The sequence below is a fragment of the Bradyrhizobium sp. WSM1253 genome (genome assembly GCF_000244935.1).
Taxonomy (GTDB): domain Bacteria; phylum Pseudomonadota; class Alphaproteobacteria; order Rhizobiales; family Xanthobacteraceae; genus Bradyrhizobium; species Bradyrhizobium canariense.
The window spans coordinates 4,162,530-4,180,139 of record NZ_JH600073.1 but is presented as its reverse complement, the minus strand read 5'-3'; the positions used below and the strand labels follow the sequence as shown (position 1 = coordinate 4,180,139).

Sequence of the window (17,610 nt, the reverse complement as noted above, 5' to 3'; positions counted from 1 at the left end):
CCACTTGACTAACCCCGACAGCCGATCCAGCGCTGCATTGGCACCTGCTCCCTTCGGGAGCCAAGCCTCAATAAAACTCGGCTGCCCCGTCTGCTTCACCGCCATCGTCATTCCTCCAAGGCTTTGCCTTAGAGAATCACAATTGACGGATTACGCAACAAGCCCGCAAGGGGAGAGGGGAAGCAGCTACGCCTTGAAATACGCGATCTGCGTGCTCGTCGCGAGCAACCTTCCGTTCGGCGACCACAGCTCGGCGTTCTGGTCGGCGTAGCTCTTGTGCATGATCTTGGAATCTGCGGTCGCCAGCACGCGGGTGATGTCCTCGGCCGCGAGCTCTTCGCTGTCGGTGTGGAAATACGTCGTCAGCGACACCGTGCCGAACGGCACCAGCTCGCGCCGCGCATGGAAGATGCGGCCGAAGAAGGCGTCCGACATCGACATCAGCGACGGCATGTCGAGCTTGCGCGGCTCGCGATCACTGATCCAGAGCTTCGAGTAAGTGCTGGCGAGCTCGGCCCGCGGCGGGCCGATCCGCATCTCGCCCTCGACGAAGCGGAATTCATACTGGTTGGCCCAGGACGCCGCGATCTTCGGGAACGGCATCGTCTGTTCGAACGGCTTTGCATCGGGATATTGCGCCACCCTGTGCTCCCAGGACGGCCGGCGTTCGGCGAATACGGCGGTGGCGAGCGTTGCGACCTCGCTGCCGCCTTGCGACAGTTCGACGCTCCAGTGCTGGCTGGAGCGGTTGGCCTTCACCAGCCGCACGTCGAGATCGAACGGTCCCTTCGCGATCGGCGCGCAGTAATTCACGGTGAGCGCCAGCGGATCGCCGGCACGTTCCGGATGCTCGATCAGCGCACGCAAAATGGTCGCAGCAGTGGCGCCGCCGAACGGGCCGACAAAGGCCCAATAGTCGTCGCTGGTGTGTCCCTGCCAGCTCGAGTCACCGGCGGTGACGCGGGTGGCGTCGTCGAAAGGGTGCGGGAGCTTGGCGTGCATCGTTTGATCCGGCGTTCAATGACGGACGTCATATCACGTCCGCCGCCGGCTTGTGCAATTACCTCGCGGGTAACCGATTTCACGCAGCGGAAAATCAGCCCGCGACGTCGCGCAGGGTCGGCAGCAGCGGTGTGGTCGGATTCACCGGCACGTTCCAGATCTCCTCGGCGTATTCGCGGATGGTGCGGTCGGAGGAGAACCATGCCATGCGCGCGACATTGAGGATCGAGGCGCGGGTCCAGGCCGGCGCCACCTGCCAACGTGCGTCGACGCTGCGCTGCGCCTCGTAATAGGAATCAAAATCGGCGCTGACCATGTAATGGTCGAGATAGCGCAGCGCGTGCGCGATCGATTCGAAGCGGCCGGGATCGCCGGGCGAGAATTCGCCGGCGCCGATCGCGTTGATGGCGCGCTGGAGCTTCGGCGAATTGCGGATCACGTCGGAGGCGTCCAGCCCCTGCTTGCGCCGGATCATCACGTCGCCGGCTTCCATGCCGAAGATCGCGATGTTCTCCGCGCCGACATGGTCGCGGATCTCGATGTTGGCGCCGTCGAGCGTGCCGATAGTGAGGGCGCCGTTCAGCGACAGCTTCATGTTGCCGGTGCCGGAGGCTTCCATGCCGGCCGTCGAGATCTGCTCGGACAGGTCGGCGGCGGGAATGATCACCTCGGCAAGGCTGACATTGTAGTCGGGCAGGAAGACGACCTTGAGCTTGCCGCCGATCGCGGGATCGTTGTTGACGGCTTCCGCAACGTCGTTGATCAGCTTGATGATCAGCTTGGCGTAGCGGTAGCTCGCCGCAGCCTTGCCCGCAAAGATCTTCACCCGCGGCACCCAATTGCCGTTGGGATCGTCCTTGATCGCCTGGTACAGCGCGACGGTCTCGATGACGTTGAGGAGCTGGCGCTTGTATTCGTGGATGCGCTTGATCTGCACGTCGAACAGCGCGGTCGGATCGACCTTGATGCCGAGCCGCTCGCCGATCAGGCGCGCCAGCGCGGTCTTGTTGTGATGTTTGACGGCGCGGAACTTCTTCTGGAATTCGACGTCGCTGGCGCGGGCCTCGATCAGGCTGAGCTGCGTCGGATCGTCGAGCACGGCATCGCCGCAGGTCTCGCGCAACAGATCGGTCAGCTTCGGGTTCGCCAACATCAGCCAGCGGCGGAAGGTGATGCCGTTGGTCTTGTTGGTGATGCGGCCGGGATAGAGATGGTTGAGATCGTGGAACACGGTCTCTCGCATCAGGTCCGAATGCATCGCCGAGACGCCGTTGATGCGGTGCGAGCCGACGAAGGCGAGCTGGCCCATGCGCACGCGCCGCCCGCTCCTCTCGTCGATCAGCGAGACCGAGGCGCGGAAGTCGATGTCGCCGGGGGCGCGCGCCTCTGCGAGCGCGAGATGCTGCACGTTGATGCGGTAGATGATCTCGAGATGCCGCGGCAACAGCCGTTCGAACAGCTCGACCGGCCAGGTCTCCAGCGCTTCGGGCAGCAGCGTGTGGTTGGTGTAGGACAGCGTGGCGACCGTGATCTTCCAGGCCTCGTCCCAACGGAAATTGTGGTCGTCGATCAGGATCCGCATCAGCTCGGTGACGGCGAGGCTCGGATGGGTATCGTTGAGCTGCACCGCGACCTTGCTCGACAGGCTGCGGAGTTGGCCGTCGGACGCAAGATGCCGCTTGATCAGGTCCTGCAGCGAAGCCGAGACGAAGAAATATTCCTGGCGCAGGCGCAGCTCGCGGCCCGCCGGGCTCTCGTCGTTCGGATAGAGGAATTTACAAATGGCTTCCGCGCGCGACTGCTCGGCGCTGGCGCTGACATAGTCGCCGGTGTTGAAGGCGTCGAGCTTCAACGGATCGGGCGAACGTGCCGACCACAGCCGCAGCGCGTTGACGTGCTGGCCGCGCCAGCCGACGATCGGCGTGTCATAGGCCATCGCCTGCACGGTCTCGGACGGATGCCAGATCGCGCGATCCCGGCCCTTGTCTTCGACGTGCTCGACACCGCCGCCGAAGCGAATGTCATAGATCACTTCGGGCCGCTGCAATTCCCAGGGGTTGCCGAAGCCGAGCCATTCGTCCGGGTATTCCTGCTGCCAGCCCTGATTGATGATCTGGCGGAACAGGCCGTAATCATAACGGATGCCGTAGCCGATCGCGGGGATCGACAGCGTCGCCATGCTTTCCATGAAGCAGGCGGCGAGACGGCCCAGGCCGCCGTTGCCGAGCGCCGCGTCCGGCTCGCATTTGCGCAGCTCAGGCAAGGAGACGCCGAGATCGCCGAGCGCGACCTCGAAGATCTTCAGCAGCCCCATATTGTTCAGCGCGTCGCTGAAGAGGCGGCCGATCAGGAATTCGAGCGAGAGATAGTAGACGCGCTTGCGTCCCGCATCGTAGCTGTGCTTCTCGGCCGTGAGCCAGCGATGCACGATGCGGTCGCGGAGCGCCAGCGCGGCGGCCTGGTACCAGTCGTGCTTGGTCGCCATGCCCGCATCCTTGCCGATGGCAAGGCGCAGCTTCGCCAGAATCGCGCCCTTGATCTCAGCCAGCGCGAGCTCGTCGATGGGCTGGTTGGCGGCGGGAAAATTGGGCTGGAACGATGAATCTTGCAAAGTCGTCACTTCCTGGTCGCGAGAACACTACTGACCCTACGCATCTTGCCTCTGTACCGGAACCATTGCTGGTGCGACCGTGCACTGCGCTGGCGTAAAATTATGCAAGGAACGGGCCGATTTGGGAACCCGGACGCATACGGGGAAACGTGGATTTGGTGCTAGAATGGCGGCCAATTCAGCCATCAGTGTGGAGGAGACATCCATGAAAGCTCTGATGAGACCTGTGACGCGACGGCTGATCGAAATCGCAGCGGCCATCTTTCTCGTCGTCTGCATCACCGCCTCCAGCGCCGCCTTCGCCGCCGGCAAGATCGGCCGCAGCGTCGACGGCCTGAGCTGCGCCGTCACACTCCCGCAAAACGCATCCCCCGCCGCCCGCTGCGCCGCCATCAAGCGCCAATGCGGCGGTAAGTTTTACGCGAGCGCGTGTGGGGACAGGTTGATGTCGGCGGCGAATTGAGCATGACCGGTGCAACGAAGAAGGTGTCGTCCTGGCGAAAGCCAGGACCCATTACCCCGACTGTCAGAGAAGGCCCGACCGATCATTCCAATCGGGATTTTCCTCCTCGATCAGCTTGATCTTCCAATCCCGCTTCCAGAACTTCAATTGCTTCTCGCGCGCGATAGCTTCCTGGGGAGTCGCGAATGCTTCGACGTGAACGAGGCGGAATGTCTTGTACTTCAGCACGAACTTCGAACCCCGACCCGAGCGGTGTAATTCAAGCCGCGCGCGGATGTCGTTGGTGACGCCAATATAAATTGTCCCGTGGTGGCGGCTCGCCAAGATGTAGACGTAGTAGCTGCTTGCGCTCATGGCCTCAGCTCGCAAGGGCAACGCTGACCGGGTAATGGGTCCTGGCTTTCGCCAGGACGACGCTCTCCAACAATCGCGCCTAGCGTCAGAACAAATTAAGAACACTTTAGCAAGTCTTTGATATATCATTGTGATTCGGCGCGTTGCCGACACAATATCTAGCGTCCGCCAGACTTCGCGAGGACTACATGTCCACCATTGCCTTCGACCAGTTTGCCCTCACCAGGATCGCCGATTTCGCGCGCTCGCTGTCGCGGCTGCATCAGGCGGCGCGGCGCTACGCGGTCGATGACGACCAGTTCGACCGCGAGTTCAATGCGGTGTGCCAGTCGATCTGGGGCTACACCATCGACGACGTCAGCGACGATCTGTTTTCTGCCGAGGACCATCTGTTCCTCGACACGCTGGACGAAGCGCAAGCGCGCATCTTCGCCGCCGAGCAGGGTTATGACCTCGTCGACGATCAGGGCATGCTCACCGACTGGTGGGGGTTTTGCTGGATGATCCTGGCCGAGAAGCGCGGCCTGCTCACGGCAGACAACCGCGCCGCCGCGCGCGCGGCGATCGAGGAGAAATATCTGGCGGCGCCGAACGTGATCGGCGTGATCATCGGACGTTGACGGTCTCAACCCTCATCCTGAGGAGCTTGCGCAGCAAGCGTCTCGAAGGATGAAGGCCGAGCCGTAGCAGCCGGGCCTTCATGGTTCGAGACGCGCGTTCCGCGCTCCTCACCATGAGGATTTCAGTCCAGCCCCGCCCGCTTCGCTGGCTTTTGCGTTTTCGGCACCGTCACGTCGGGCAGCGTCTCGCGCACGATCTCCGTGGCGGGGCCATCCGCCGCCACCGTGTCGGCGCGCACCGGCGCCACCTTCATCTCGCCGAGCCGTGCGCGGACCTGCGCGGTGAGACCGGGATAGGAGGCGACCGGCGTGAAGTCCGCGGCCTGGTCGTTGCCGACGCGAATGCCGGTATAGGCGACGAGGCCGTCGCTGGTGGCGATCACGTCGCCGGGTTTTAGCGACGAATCCAGCGCCAGATCGACCGGAGCAAGTCCGACCGGCTCGCGGCCGTTGCAGGTGCAGTCGGCGCGCAGCGCCTTGCGATAGGCGAACGCGTTCTCGCTATCGGCGTAGCGCTCGCCGGTCTGCGACGCGGCGCCGTCGATCGAGGAGCCGAAATAGATCTTTGTGGTGCTGGCAGGACAGAAGGCCTGACACATCTGCGCGGGCGAGGCGAGGCCGCGCATCAGCGGAAAATATTTGCCGTCGCAGCTGCGCACGCAGAACGCCGGTCCCGAGCCGCCGGCTGCGGCCGAACGTGTCGGCGGCACGTATTGCGGGGCTGCGGCATTCTGCTGGCCGGTGAAGGGGTCGGCGTAGGAGCTCGCCTGCTGCGGCACCTCACGCTGGGGCCGTTGCTGCTGCTGCTGCTGCATTCCGCCGAAGAAGAAATCGAACAGGCCTTCGGCCGAAACCGGGGCCGGAGCTGCAAGCAGCGGTGCTGCCAGTGTCGCGGCTACGAGCATCGCGCGATTCCGGCGGGCATGGGACATGACTGTACGCAAACGCTTACTCCACCCGACGCTACCCAACCGGCCGGGACCATCAGGTCTCAGCACATGATTCACCATAGAGCGGGATGGTAAATGAGCGGTTGAGGGGGGAGCGGTGTCGCCGGACGGGGTGGACCTCGTCATGGCCGGGTTTGTCCCGGCCATCCACGATCTCTGGTGCGGCAAAGACGTGGATGCCCGGGTACGACGGCGGAGAAAGTCTAGCCGCTCAAGCCTTCAAGAACTCCGACGCCTTGTACAGCGAGCGGAATGGCAGCCCGGCCGCGCCAAAAGTGTCGTCGGCGCCTTCCTCGCGGTCGACCATGGTCAGCACCAGCACCACCTCGGCGCCGGTCTCGCGCACCGCTTCCACTGCCTTCATCGCCGAGCCGCCGGTGGTGGTGACATCCTCGACTATCACGACGCGCTTGCCCTCCAGCGTCTCGCCCCTGGGCAGGCCTTCGATTGCGAGCTTCGCGCCGTGCTCCTTCGGCTTCTTGCGCACGAAGAACGCCGCGATCGGATGGCCCTTGATCCAGGAAATCTGCGCCAGCGCGCCGGCCAGCGGCACCGCGCCCATCTCGAGCCCGCCGATGAAATCGAGATTGTCGTCCTTCAGCGCCTCATAGGTCAGCTCGGCCAGCAGGGTCGCGCCCTCCGGGTCCAACATGGTCGGCTTGAGGTTGAAGTAGAAGTCGCTCTTGCGGCCCGACGCGAGCGTCACCTCGCCGCGGCCGAAGGAGCGCCGGCGGATGATCTCGAACAGGCGGGCGCGGGAGGCTGATTTAGACACGGCGGGCCCTCGGGAGCATTTTTGGAAGTGGCGGAATTTATCCGCGACGGCCCCGACATTCCAGAGGGGGCTTCCCCCGTCAACAGGGATCGGCCATCCCGGCCCGCCGGTTGTGGGGGTGCAACCTTCTGGAGTAGGTGGATGCCGGATATCTTGGGCAAGAAAACCGGCAAGAAGGCTGGGCAAGGACACGCGAAAATGACCATCGAGCTGCACACCTGGAATACGCCGAATGGCCGCAAGATCTCGGTCGCGCTGGAGGAGATGGGGCTGCCCTACAGGGTGATCCCGGTGAATATCAGCAAGGGCGAACAGATGGCGCCGCAGTTCCTGAAGCTCTCGCCCAACAACAAGATCCCCGCGATCCTCGATCCTGATGGCCCGGACGGCAAGCCCGTCAGCATCTTCGAGTCGGGCGCGATCCTGCTTTATCTCGGCGAGAAGACCGGCAAATTCCTGCCGAAATCGCTTTCAGGCCGCATTCCCGTCTATGAATGGCTGATGTGGCAGATGGGCGGTTTCGGGCCGATGCCGGGCCAGGTGCACCATTTCATCGCGCTCGAGAACGAGCAGGACCGCGCCTACGGCCTCAAGCGCTACATGGCGGAGACGCGACGGCTCTACGGCGTCCTCGACCGCCGGCTAGAGGCCCGCGATTTCGTCGCCGGCGAGCTCTCGGTTGCCGATTTTGCCATCCTGGGCTGGGCCTGGCGTCACCCTCGCCACAAGGTTGACCTGGCCGACTTCCCCCACGTGAAGCGCTGGTACGAGGCCCTGATGGCACGCCCGGCGGTGAAGCGGGGCATGGAGGCGAAGCTGGATTGAACTGACGGTGTCATCGCCCGCGAAGGCGGGCGATCCAGTATTCCAGAGGCGGTGGTGATTTACCGAGAGGCCGCGGCGTACTGGATGCCCCGCCTTCGCGGGGCATGACAGCGTTGCGCCTCACACCTTCCGCGCTTCCACCGCCATCCGCACCGCAAGCCCGGCCAGCACCGTGCCCATCAGCCAGCGCTGGACCAGCATCCAGCTTGGCCGGCTTGCGAGAAACAGCGCGATCGATCCGGCCGCGAGCGCGATCATCGCATTCACGCTGACACTGATCGCGATCTGGATCGCGCCGAGCACCACCGACTGCGCCAGCACGCTGCCGGCGGTGGGATCGATGAACTGCGGCAGCAGCGCGAGATAAAGCATCGCGATCTTCGGGTTGAGCAGATTGGTGACGAACCCCATTGCGAACAATTTGCGCGGGCTGTCGATCGCAAGCTGCTTCACCTGGAACGGCGAGCGACCGCCCGGCTTCACCGCCTGCCAGGCCAGCCACAACAGATAACCGGCGCCGGCAAAGCGCAGCGCGTCGTAGGCGAAGGGAACGGCGAGCAGCAGCGCCGTGATGCCGAACGCCGCGCACAGCATGTAGAACACGAAGCCGAGCGCCACGCCGCCGAGCGAAACGATGCCCGCTGCCGGCCCTTGCGTGATCGAACGCGAGATCAGGTAGATCATGTTCGGCCCCGGCGTGAGCACGAGGCCGAGGCAGACGAGGGCGAAGCCGAGCAGGGCGGAGGTGTGGGGCATGGCTGAACCGGTGCGGGAGACGGCACGGTTCTAATATGGGCGGCGCGGTCGGGCCATCGCGCAATTGCACGGAGGACAATTCAACCCGACCGGCCGGTGGTGAACGCGAACCAGACCGCTATCGCGACCAGTGCCAGGGCGAACAAGCGCCGCACCACGTTGCGGTTGTTCGCGACGTCGATGGTCGATTGCAGCGAGCCCGCCAGCGCGACGATCGCCGCATGGATCAGCGTGGCGATTGTCACGTAGATGACGCTGAGCATCAGCGTCTGCCGGACCACGGAGCCGGCATCGGCGCGCACGAACTCCGGCAACACCGCCACGTAGAACATCGCGGCTTTCGGGTTGAGCAGGTTGGTGATCAGGCCGCGCCGGAACGCCGGCCACGGCCGCGCGTCGGCACCGACCGTCCTGCCCGGCGAAGCGTCCTCCTTGCCCGACCACGCGTCCCAGGCAAGCCACAGCAGATAGGCGACGCCACCCCATCGCAGCAGGCCATAAAGCCACGGCGAATGGTCGATCGCCGCGGCGAGGCCGAAGGCCGCGATCACGCCATAAGTCATCAGCCCGAGCGCGATGCCGGCCACCGCGGCAAAGCCCGTGCGCATGCCGCGCGAGAGCGACAGCGCGGCGAGATAGGTCATGTTGGGACCGGGCGTGATCTCGATGACGAGCGCCGTCAGCGCGAAGGCGAGCAGCGGGCTGAGATCACTCACGCAGTTCGCCTCTGGACTCGATCACGGTGACGGATCAGTGCGCCTCGTCCCAATTGTTCGCCGCGCGTGCATCGACGTGCAGCGGCACCGAGAGCAGCACGGCCGGGAACGGCGCGTCCTGCATCACGTGCTGCACGACGGGGAGCGTGGCCTCGACCTCCGCGTCGGGCACCTCGAAGATCAATTCGTCATGCACCTGGAGCAGCATCTGCGCCGACAGCTTCTTCTCGGCCAGCGCGTCCTCCATCCGCGTCATGGCGCGGCGGATGATGTCGGCGGCGGTGCCCTGGAGCCGGGCGTTGATCGCGGCGCGCTCGTTGAAGGCGCGCACCGAGGCGTTCGAGGCCTTGATGTCGGGATAGTACATCTTCCGTCCGAACAGCGTGGTGACGTAGCCATGGCTCCGGCAGAAGTCGCGCGTCTCGTCCATGTAGGCGCGGATGCCGGGGAAGCGCTCGAAATATTTCTTGATGTAGGCGGAGGCCTCTTCGCGTGCGATGCCGAGCTGGTTGGCGAGGCCGAAGGCCGAAATGCCGTAGATGATGCCGAAATTGATCGCCTTGGCGCGGCGCCGGATTTCGCTCGGCATGCCCTGGATCGGCACGCCGAACATTTCCGATGCCGTCATGGCGTGAATGTCGAGACCGTCGCGGAACGCCTGCTGCAGCACGGGAATGTCGGCGATCTCGGCGAGCAGCCGCAGCTCGATCTGCGAATAGTCGGCGGAGACCAGCTTGTGCCCTGGCGTCGCGATGAAGGCGCGCCGGATCTTGCGTCCGTCCTCGGTGCGCACCGGAATGTTCTGCAAATTCGGCTCGTTCGACGACAGCCGGCCCGTCGTGGTCGCGGCCAGCGCGTAGGTCGTGTGGACGCGGTGGGTCTGGGGATTGACGTAGGTCGGCAGCGCGTCGGTGTAGGTCGATTTCAGCTTCGAGACCTGGCGCCACTCCAGAATCTTCTTCGGGAGGTCGTGGCCCTGCTCGGCGAGCTCGTCGAGCACCTGCGCGGTGGTGGACCATGCGCCGGTCTTGGTCTTGGTGCCGCCGGACAGTCCCATCTTGCCGAACAGGATGTCGCCGATCTGCTTCGGGCTGCCGACATTGACGGGCTCGCCCGCGATCTGCTGGATCTCGGCCTCGACGCGCGCCGCGGTCTGGGCGAAATCGCCGGAGAGACGCGACAGCACCTGGCGGTCGATCGAGATGCCGCGCCGCTCCATGCGTGCGAGCACTGCGACCAACGGGCGTTCCAGCGTCTCGTAGACCGTGGTCATGTGCTCGGCGACAAGGCGCGGCTTCAGCACGCGCCAGACCCGCAAGGTCACGTCGGCGCCCTCCGCCGACAGCGACGCGGCCTTGTCGATCGGCACCTGGTCGAACGTGATCTTGCCCTTGCCGCTGCCGAGCAGCTCGTTTTCCTTGAGCATGGCGTGACCGAACCAGCGCTCGGACAGCTGCTCCAGCGCATGCGAGCCGCGGCCGGCATCGAGCACGTACGAGATCAGCTGCGCATCGTCGGTGTTGCGCAGTGTGATGCCGTGCTGCGCCAGCATCACCGCGGTGAATTTGACGTCGAAGCCGATCTTGAGAATGCCTGACGATTCCAGCACCGGCCGCAACGTCTCGACCGCCTCGGCATGCTTGACCTGATCGGGCGCGAGGCCCGCGTCGAACAGGCCGGCACCGCCACCGGACTGCTTGTGCGCCAGCGGCACGTAGCAGGCCTCGTTCGGCGCCAGCGCCAGCGCGATGCCGCAGAGATCGGCCTGCATCGGGTCGATCGAGTTTGCCCGGATCTCGACCGCGACATGGCCGGCATCATGGATGCGCGCGATGAAGGCGTTCAGTTCCGCGAGGCTCTTGATCGCCTGGTACTTGCTGCGGTCAACCGGGAGCTTGCGCAAAGCCTCTTCGCGCGCGGCGGCGAGAGAAATCGGCGCGCCCTTCGGGCTCGCGGCCTTGTCCTCCTTGGTCGCCGATGCGTTGCGCTGGCCCACTGGCGCTTGCGGCGGCGCGCCGGTTCCCGCGGCTGGCACGACGTCCGAAGGCGGCAGCGGCGAGAACACGCTGGCGCCGCTGGAATAGCCTGGATCGGCATCGACGTTGGCCGGATCGATCTGCGAGAACTCGGCGACGCGGCGCGTCAGCGTGGAAAATTCCATCGCCTTCAGGAACGCGATCAGCTTGCGCGCATCGGGCTCGTGGACGGCGAGATCGTCCAGCGGGACTTCGAGGTCGACTTTGTCGTCGAGCAATACGAGCTGCCGCGAGATGCGCGCCTTTTCCGCGTGCTCGATCAGCGCCTCGCGCCGCTTCGGCTGCTTGATTTCGGCGGCGCGGAACAGCAGCTGCTCGAGATCGCCATATTCGACGATCAACTGCGCCGCGGTCTTGATGCCGATGCCGGGCACGCCCGGAACGTTGTCGGTGGAATCGCCGGCCAGTGCCTGCACTTCCACCACCTTCTCCGGCGGCACGCCAAACTTCTCGATCACCTCGGGGATGCCGATGCGGCGGTCCTTCATGGTGTCGTACATGGTGACGCAATCGGTGACGAGCTGCATCAGGTCCTTGTCGGAGGACACGATCGTCGCGCTCGCGCCGCGCTCGCAGGCCTGCCGCACATAGGTCGCAATCAGATCGTCGGCCTCGAAGCCGACCTGTTCCAGGCAAGGCAGGTCGAAGGCGCGTACCGCTTCGCGGATCAGCGAAAATTGCGGGATCAGATCGTCCGGCGCCGGCGCCCGGTGCGCCTTGTACTCAGGATAGATCTTGTTGCGGAAGGTGATTTCCGACTTGTCGAAAATGATCGCCAGATGCGTCGGCCGGTTGTCCTCGGGCATCTCGCGCAACAGCTTCCACAGCATGTTGCAGAAGCCGAGCACGGCATTGACCTGCAAGCCGTCGGACTTGCGGTTCATCGGCGGCAGCGCGTGATAGGCGCGGAAGATGTAGCCGGAACCGTCGACCAGGAAAACATGGTCGCCCTTGCCGGCGGCCTTGGCGGCGACGGGCTTGGCAGCAGCTGTCGCTGCAGCGGGCTTGGTTTCGGCGGCCTTGGGCGCGGCAGCCTTGGTGTCAGCTTGGGCGGTGGTCTTTGGGGAGCTCTTGGGCATGGCCGCAATGTATGAATTTTTGCGGGATTTGACAGCCTCGGGAGGTGGATTTTTGGCTTGCGGATGCCGCTATCCCCACTGTCATTTCCCGCATCCCCCGCTGTCATTCCCCGCGAAGGCGGGGAATGAGTACGCTGCGGCTTATCCGTATACGACTGCTGCCTCTGGAATACTGGATCCCGCCTTCGCGGGGATGACAACAGAGCATCACTCCGCCGCCTGCAATCGCGCCTCTGTCTTCTTCGGCGCGATGCAGAACGCATCGGGCCGCTCGAACAGGAAATTGCCGCCAAGCCGCAGAGCGATCTGCCAGATCGCGAGCGAGCCGATCACGCCAACGATGGTCACGATCAGCGACACCGCACCGATGTCGGGAATGATGCCCGTGCGCAAGAGCAGCGTTCGTGTCGCCGCCATCGGCAGGAAGAAGGCGAGATAGATCACGATCGAATGCTCGCCGCAGAAACGGAAGGCATTCAGCCATTGCGCGCGCGCGAGCAGCGTGCCCATCGTGATGATGGCGCAGGCGCCGGCGAAGCCGAGCACGAGCGATACGAATTTCCACTCGCTGGCGCCGAGCATAACCAGACCGCCATTGACCAGCGCCCATGTCGCGAGCGCTGCCAGCGCCCATGCGGGATGATTGCGCGCGCGGTCCGACAGCGCGAACACGAAGGGCGCGAACAGATAGCCCGAATAGAAATAGACGAAACGCGCGCAGAACTCGTCGATCGCGGTCCAGCCGGTTGCGACACGTGCCGTCTCCAGTGCGGCCGCGATGAGCCAGATCGCGGGCGACGGGACTCGCCGTGTCAGTTTTGTGACGACGAAGAAGATCGGCAGGAGGTAGATGAACCATAGCGTGCCGAACGGCTCGACGAAGGATTCCAGATACAGCAAGCCGGCGTCGCGCCAGCTCGTTTCCGCCGCGAATGCGGGGGCCTTGAAGCCGAACTGGATTGTCACCCAGACGACATAGAAATAGGCGAAATGCACCACCTTGCGGTCGAGATAGGTTCGCCGGTCCCGGTCGATCACCAGTGGCAGGAACAGGCCCGAAATCAGGAAGAAATCCGGCATCCGGAACGGCTTTGCGAAGGCGACTAAAACATGCATGAAACCGGTCTCACCGGCAGCAAGCTCGACCCCGAGCACCGAATGCATCATCACGACCATGACGATGCAGATGCCTTTGGCGTAATCGACCCAATCGACACGCGCAGCAGCCGGGGCCTTGAGTCCCCCGCTCGCGGCGATTGTGCCTGATGGTGCCATGGTGTCTCTTTTTGAGGCGTGTTCCGCCAGGATCTGCGTGAACGCGGGGCAGTTTGCCGCCTTGCGGCTTACGATTTCTTTACCGGTACAAGTGCTGTGCCGTTTTTTGTACGCGGGCTGTTCCCTCACCCCGGGAAAATGCTAAACCGCCTTGGAATAGGGGTTTTGTTAACCAAGCCAAACAGGGTTTTTCATGCGCATTGCTATGATCGGCACGGGCTATGTGGGACTGGTGTCCGGGGCCTGCTTTGCGGATTTCGGTCACGACGTCATCTGCGTCGACAAGGACGAGAAGAAGATCGCGGCCCTTCATCGCGGCGAGATCCCGATCTACGAGCCCGGGCTTGACGAACTGGTCGCGACGAATGTGAAGGCCAAGCGGCTGGAGTTCACCACCGATTTGTCCAAGCCGGTCGCGGATGCCGATGCTGTCTTCATCGCGGTCGGCACGCCGTCGCGCCGCGGTGACGGCCACGCCGATCTGTCCTACGTTTATGCCGCCGCGAAAGAGATCGCGCAGTCGCTGTCCGGCTTCACCGTCGTCGTGACCAAATCGACCGTCCCGGTCGGCACCGGCGACGAGGTCGAGCGCATCATCCGCGAGACCAATCCCAAGGCCGACGTGGTCGTCGCCTCGAATCCCGAATTCCTGCGCGAGGGCGCGGCGATCCGCGACTTCAAATTCCCCGACCGCATCGTCGTCGGCACCTCCGACGAGCGCGGCCGCAAGGTGATGAGCGACATCTACCGTCCGCTGTCGCTGAATCAGGCGCCGCTGATGTTCACGGAACGCCGCACCGCCGAGATGATCAAATACGCCGCCAACGCGTTCCTCGCGACCAAGATCACCTTCATCAACGAGATCGCCGACCTCTCCGAAAAGGCCGGCGCCAACGTGCAGGAGGTCGCGCGCGGCATTGGCCTGGACAACCGCATCGGCACCAAATTCCTGCATGCCGGTCCGGGCTTCGGCGGCTCGTGCTTTCCGAAGGACACCAAGGCGCTGATCAAGATCGCGCAGGACTACGACGTGTCCTTGCGCATCGTCGAATCCGTGCTGGCGGTCAACGAGAACCGCAAGCGCGCGATGGCGCGAAAAGTGAGCCAGGCGCTCGGCGGCTCGCTGCGCGGCAAGACCATCGCCGTGCTCGGCCTCACCTTCAAGCCCGACACCGACGACATGCGCGATGCGCCGTCGATCCCGCTGGTGACCGGCCTGATCGACATGGGCGCGAAGGTGAAGGCCTTCGATCCCGTCGGGATGGAGCAGGCGAAGAGCGAGCTGCCCAGCATCACTTATTGCGAGGACGCCTATTCCTGCGCGGAAGGCGCCGATGCGATCGTGATCGTCACCGAATGGGTGCAGTTCCGGGCGCTCGATCTCGACCGGCTGAAGGCGACCATGGCCCAACCCGTCATCGTCGACTTGCGCAACATCTACCGCCCCGAGGAGATGGCTGCGGCCGGCTTCGTCTATGAGAGCGTTGGACGACCGCCGGTGCAGGGCTGATAGCCACATATGATTGTCATACCCCGCGAAGGCGGGGTATCCAGTAATCCGCGATCTTCGTAATAGCCGGGATCCGAGTTTACTGGATCACCCGCACCAGTGCGCAAGTGCGCACAAGGCGGGTGATGACGGAAGCGAGATATTTGCCCCGCAGTTTCGACACGCCCCTCCCGATCGATGCCGTGCTCGACGACCTCTCGCGCACGCTGGAGGCGCATAATGCCGCCGTGCTGGTGGCGCCCCCGGGCGCCGGCAAGACAACGCGCGTGCCCCTGGCGCTGCTCGATGCCCCCTGGGCCAAAGGCAAGAAGATCATCGTGCTGGAGCCGCGGCGCATCGCGGCGCGCGCCAGCGCCGACCGCATGGCCAAATCGCTCGGCGAGCGCGCTGGGGAGACTGTCGGCTATCGCGTCCGCTTCGGCTCGAAGATCTCGCGCGCGACCCGCATCGAGGTGGTGACGGAGGGCATCTTTACCCGCCAGATCCTCGACGATCCCGAGCTGTCGGGCATCGCCGCCGTCCTGTTCGACGAATTCCACGAGCGTTCGCTCGATGCCGACATGGGCCTCGCGCTGGCGCGCGATGCGCAAACCGGCCTGCGCGAGGATTTGCGCATCCTCGTGATGTCGGCAACGCTCGATGGCGCCCGCGTCGCAAAATTGCTCGGCGAAGCGCCCGTCGTCGAAAGCGAGGGCCGCGCCTTTCCGGTCGAGACGCGCTATCTCGGTCGCAAGGCGGACGCGCCGGTGGAGCGGCAGATGGCGGATGCGATCGCCTCGGCGCTGCGGGCCGATGCCGGCTCGGTGCTGGCGTTCCTGCCGGGCGCCGCCGAAATCCGCCGCACCCAGAACCTCCTCGCCGAGCGCGTGCAGGACGCTTCGATCGAAATCGTGCCGCTGTTCGGCGCACTCGACGCCGCCGTGCAGGATCGGGCTATCTCGCCGGCGCCCAAGGGCACGCGCAAGGTGGTGCTGGCGACCTCGATCGCGGAGACCTCGCTCACCATCGAGGGCGTGCGCATCGTGGTCGATTCCGGTCTCGCCCGCGTGCCGCGCTACGAGCCCGACATCGGCCTGACCCGGCTCGAGACCGTGCGCGTCTCGCGCGCGGCGGCTGACCAGCGCCGCGGCCGCGCCGGCCGGACCGAGCCCGGTGTCTGCTACCGGCTCTGGGACGAACCTCAGACGGCCTCGCTCGCGCCCTACACCCAGCCCGAGATACTCAGCGCCGATCTGTCCTCGCTGGTACTCGATCTCGCGCAATGGGGCGTCGCCGACCCTGCCGCGCTGTCGTTTCTCGACCCGCCGCCGCAGCCGGCCTGGAAGGAAGCAAAAAGCCTGCTCTGCGAGCTCAACGCGCTCGATGCCGATGGCCGCATCACGGCGGAGGGCAAGAGCCTGCGTGCGCTGGCGCTGCCGCCGCGGCTCGCGCGCATGATCGTGGATTCGCATCGTGCCGGCGAGGGCGAGGCCGCCGCCGAGATCGCCGCCATCATCACCGAGCGCGGGCTCGGCGGCGACAGCGTCGATCTCGAGCACCGGCGCGATCAGTTCCGCCGCGACCGCTCCCCGCGTACCGCAAGCGCGCGCGACCTCGCCCGGCGCTGGGCCTCGCAGGTGGCGGCGTCGGAGAAGGCGGCGACCGGAGAAGGGGGTCTCTCGACCGGCCTGATGCTCGCCTACGCCTTCCCGGATCGCGTCGCGCGCAACCGCGGCAATGGCAGCTTCGTGCTCGCCAACGGCCGGGGCGCTGCCGTGGATCAAACCTCCTCGCTCGCCCGTGCACCCTATATCGCGATCGGCGAAATGACCGGCACGGCGGCGAGCGGGCGCATTCTGCTCGCCGCGCAAATCACCCAGGACGAGATCGAGCAGCATTTCGCCGAGCACATCGAATCCGTCGAGGAGATATCGTTCGATCGCGGCGCGATGGCGTTGCGGGCGCGGCGCAAGCGCGCGCTGCACGCGATCACGCTCTCCGAGGCGACGCTTGCCGTCTCGCCCTCGGAGGACACTGCGCGCATCTTCGCGGACGGGCTGATCGCCGCCGGCCTCGACCGGCTGCCCTGGTCGAAGGCAGCCAAACAATGGCGCGATCGCGTGATGTTTTTGCGCAAGGCCGAGGGCGACAGCTGGCCTGATCTCTCGGACGACGGATTGATCGCGCGGCGCGACGATTGGCTGGTGCCGGCGCTCTACGACAAGATCGCGCTGAAGGATATGTCCGCCGGCGAACTCTCCGACGCGCTGATGACATTGTTGCCGTGGGAGATGCGCGCGCGGCTCGACCGCGAGGCGCCGACGCATTTCGAGGCGCCGACCGGCAGCGTGCTCGCGATCGACTATGAAGCCGAGCAGGGGCCGACCATCGCGGTGCGGCTCCAGGAATTGTTCGGCCTCAACACTCATCCGTCGATCGCCGCCGGCAAGGTGCCGCTGGTGCTGGAGCTGCTGTCGCCGGCGCAGCGCCCAGTGCAGGTGACACGCGATCTCCCCGGTTTCTGGCGCGGCAGCTACAGCGCCGTGCGCTCCGATTTGCGCGGCCGCTACCCGCGCCATCCCTGGCCGGAAGATCCGGCGAATGCGCTGCCGACCCGGCGGGTCAAGCCGCGCGGCACGTGAGGCGCAAGAAGACCCTC

At 65.0% G+C, this 17,610-nt stretch carries 14 protein-coding genes; 5 read left to right on the top strand and 9 right to left on the bottom strand.

Features of this window, described 5'->3' with window-relative positions:
• Positions 1-186 precede the first annotated feature (186 nt).
• A complete protein-coding gene (locus tag BRA1253DRAFT_RS21315; RefSeq protein WP_007597740.1) occupies positions 187-1,002 on the bottom strand; it encodes an acyl-CoA thioesterase II in 816 nt (271 codons plus the stop codon).
• A 94-nt stretch (positions 1,003-1,096) separates the two neighbouring features.
• Positions 1,097-3,613 (bottom strand): glycogen/starch/alpha-glucan phosphorylase, encoded by a 2,517-nt coding sequence (locus tag BRA1253DRAFT_RS21310; RefSeq protein ID WP_007597739.1) that lies wholly within the window; start codon positions 3,611-3,613, stop codon positions 1,097-1,099.
• Positions 3,614-3,818: 205 nt separating this feature from the next.
• Between BRA1253DRAFT_RS21310 and BRA1253DRAFT_RS21305 the strand changes: the two genes are divergently transcribed.
• The gene (locus tag BRA1253DRAFT_RS21305; RefSeq protein WP_007597738.1) at positions 3,819-4,076 is read left to right on the top strand and encodes a hypothetical protein; all 258 of its coding nucleotides are present in this window, start codon (positions 3,819-3,821) and stop codon (positions 4,074-4,076) included.
• A gap of 63 nt (positions 4,077-4,139) precedes the next feature.
• Here the strand turns inward: BRA1253DRAFT_RS21305 and BRA1253DRAFT_RS21300 are convergent, their stop codons facing one another.
• Positions 4,140-4,430 carry a GIY-YIG nuclease family protein gene (locus BRA1253DRAFT_RS21300; protein ID WP_007597736.1) on the bottom strand — a complete coding sequence of 97 codons (291 nt, stop codon included), beginning with the start codon at positions 4,428-4,430 and terminating at the stop codon, positions 4,140-4,142.
• A 188-nt stretch (positions 4,431-4,618) separates the two neighbouring features.
• Between BRA1253DRAFT_RS21300 and BRA1253DRAFT_RS21295 the strand changes: the two genes are divergently transcribed.
• Complete coding sequence (locus BRA1253DRAFT_RS21295) at positions 4,619-5,050, top strand: hypothetical protein (RefSeq protein WP_007597734.1); 432 nt, start codon at positions 4,619-4,621, stop codon at positions 5,048-5,050.
• Between the two features lie 122 nt (positions 5,051-5,172).
• Here the strand turns inward: BRA1253DRAFT_RS21295 and BRA1253DRAFT_RS21290 are convergent, their stop codons facing one another.
• A complete protein-coding gene (locus BRA1253DRAFT_RS21290; protein WP_007597732.1) occupies positions 5,173-5,955 on the bottom strand; it encodes a DUF2865 domain-containing protein in 783 nt (260 codons plus the stop codon).
• A 256-nt stretch (positions 5,956-6,211) separates the two neighbouring features.
• Positions 6,212-6,775: an orotate phosphoribosyltransferase gene (gene pyrE, locus BRA1253DRAFT_RS21285; protein ID WP_007597730.1), complete on the bottom strand. Its 564-nt coding sequence runs from the start codon at positions 6,773-6,775 to the stop codon at positions 6,212-6,214.
• Positions 6,776-6,973: 198 nt separating this feature from the next.
• Between pyrE and BRA1253DRAFT_RS21280 the strand changes: the two genes are divergently transcribed.
• Entirely contained in the window at positions 6,974-7,600 is a 627-nt protein-coding gene (locus BRA1253DRAFT_RS21280) for a glutathione S-transferase family protein (RefSeq protein WP_035995324.1), read from the top strand.
• Positions 7,601-7,720: 120 nt separating this feature from the next.
• Here the strand turns inward: BRA1253DRAFT_RS21280 and BRA1253DRAFT_RS21275 are convergent, their stop codons facing one another.
• The 4 genes from BRA1253DRAFT_RS21275 to BRA1253DRAFT_RS21260 all read right to left on the bottom strand — a co-directional run bounded on the left by BRA1253DRAFT_RS21275 (position 7,721) and on the right by BRA1253DRAFT_RS21260 (position 13,462).
• Positions 7,721-8,356, bottom strand: coding sequence for a LysE family translocator (locus BRA1253DRAFT_RS21275; RefSeq protein WP_007597728.1), 636 nt, complete (start codon positions 8,354-8,356; stop codon positions 7,721-7,723).
• Between the two features lie 80 nt (positions 8,357-8,436).
• Positions 8,437-9,072 (bottom strand): LysE family translocator, encoded by a 636-nt coding sequence (locus BRA1253DRAFT_RS21270; RefSeq protein ID WP_007597727.1) that lies wholly within the window; start codon positions 9,070-9,072, stop codon positions 8,437-8,439.
• Positions 9,073-9,106: 34 nt separating this feature from the next.
• Positions 9,107-12,187: a DNA polymerase I gene (gene polA / locus BRA1253DRAFT_RS21265; RefSeq protein WP_007597726.1), complete on the bottom strand. Its 3,081-nt coding sequence runs from the start codon at positions 12,185-12,187 to the stop codon at positions 9,107-9,109.
• 207 nt (positions 12,188-12,394) lie between these two features.
• Positions 12,395-13,462: an acyltransferase family protein gene (locus BRA1253DRAFT_RS21260; RefSeq protein ID WP_007597725.1), complete on the bottom strand. Its 1,068-nt coding sequence runs from the start codon at positions 13,460-13,462 to the stop codon at positions 12,395-12,397.
• Positions 13,463-13,655: 193 nt separating this feature from the next.
• Here BRA1253DRAFT_RS21260 and BRA1253DRAFT_RS21255 point away from each other — a divergent pair, with 193 nt between their 5' ends.
• Together BRA1253DRAFT_RS21255 and hrpB are read left to right on the top strand one after the other, a co-directional pair.
• Positions 13,656-14,972 carry a UDP-glucose/GDP-mannose dehydrogenase family protein gene (locus BRA1253DRAFT_RS21255; RefSeq protein ID WP_007597718.1) on the top strand — a complete coding sequence of 439 codons (1,317 nt, stop codon included), beginning with the start codon at positions 13,656-13,658 and terminating at the stop codon, positions 14,970-14,972.
• Positions 14,973-15,115: 143 nt separating this feature from the next.
• A complete protein-coding gene (gene hrpB / locus BRA1253DRAFT_RS21250; RefSeq protein WP_035995323.1) occupies positions 15,116-17,593 on the top strand; it encodes an ATP-dependent helicase HrpB in 2,478 nt (825 codons plus the stop codon).
• Positions 17,594-17,610: the final 17 nt, after the last annotated feature.

Coding starts and splice junctions, on each gene's coding strand:
- BRA1253DRAFT_RS21315 (WP_007597740.1), bottom strand. CDS start 1,002: ATGCACGCCAAGCTCCCGCACCCTTTCGACGACGCCACCCGCGTCACC.
- BRA1253DRAFT_RS21305 (WP_007597738.1), top strand. CDS start 3,819: ATGAAAGCTCTGATGAGACCTGTGACGCGACGGCTGATCGAAATCGCA.
- BRA1253DRAFT_RS21300 (WP_007597736.1), bottom strand. CDS start 4,430: ATGAGCGCAAGCAGCTACTACGTCTACATCTTGGCGAGCCGCCACCAC.
- BRA1253DRAFT_RS21295 (WP_007597734.1), top strand. CDS start 4,619: ATGTCCACCATTGCCTTCGACCAGTTTGCCCTCACCAGGATCGCCGAT.
- BRA1253DRAFT_RS21290 (WP_007597732.1), bottom strand. CDS start 5,955: ATGCTCGTAGCCGCGACACTGGCAGCACCGCTGCTTGCAGCTCCGGCC.
- BRA1253DRAFT_RS21280 (WP_035995324.1), top strand. CDS start 6,974: ATGACCATCGAGCTGCACACCTGGAATACGCCGAATGGCCGCAAGATC.
- BRA1253DRAFT_RS21275 (WP_007597728.1), bottom strand. CDS start 8,356: ATGCCCCACACCTCCGCCCTGCTCGGCTTCGCCCTCGTCTGCCTCGGC.
- polA (WP_007597726.1), bottom strand. CDS start 12,187: ATGCCCAAGAGCTCCCCAAAGACCACCGCCCAAGCTGACACCAAGGCT.
- BRA1253DRAFT_RS21260 (WP_007597725.1), bottom strand. CDS start 13,462: ATGGCACCATCAGGCACAATCGCCGCGAGCGGGGGACTCAAGGCCCCG.
- BRA1253DRAFT_RS21255 (WP_007597718.1), top strand. CDS start 13,656: ATGCGCATTGCTATGATCGGCACGGGCTATGTGGGACTGGTGTCCGGG.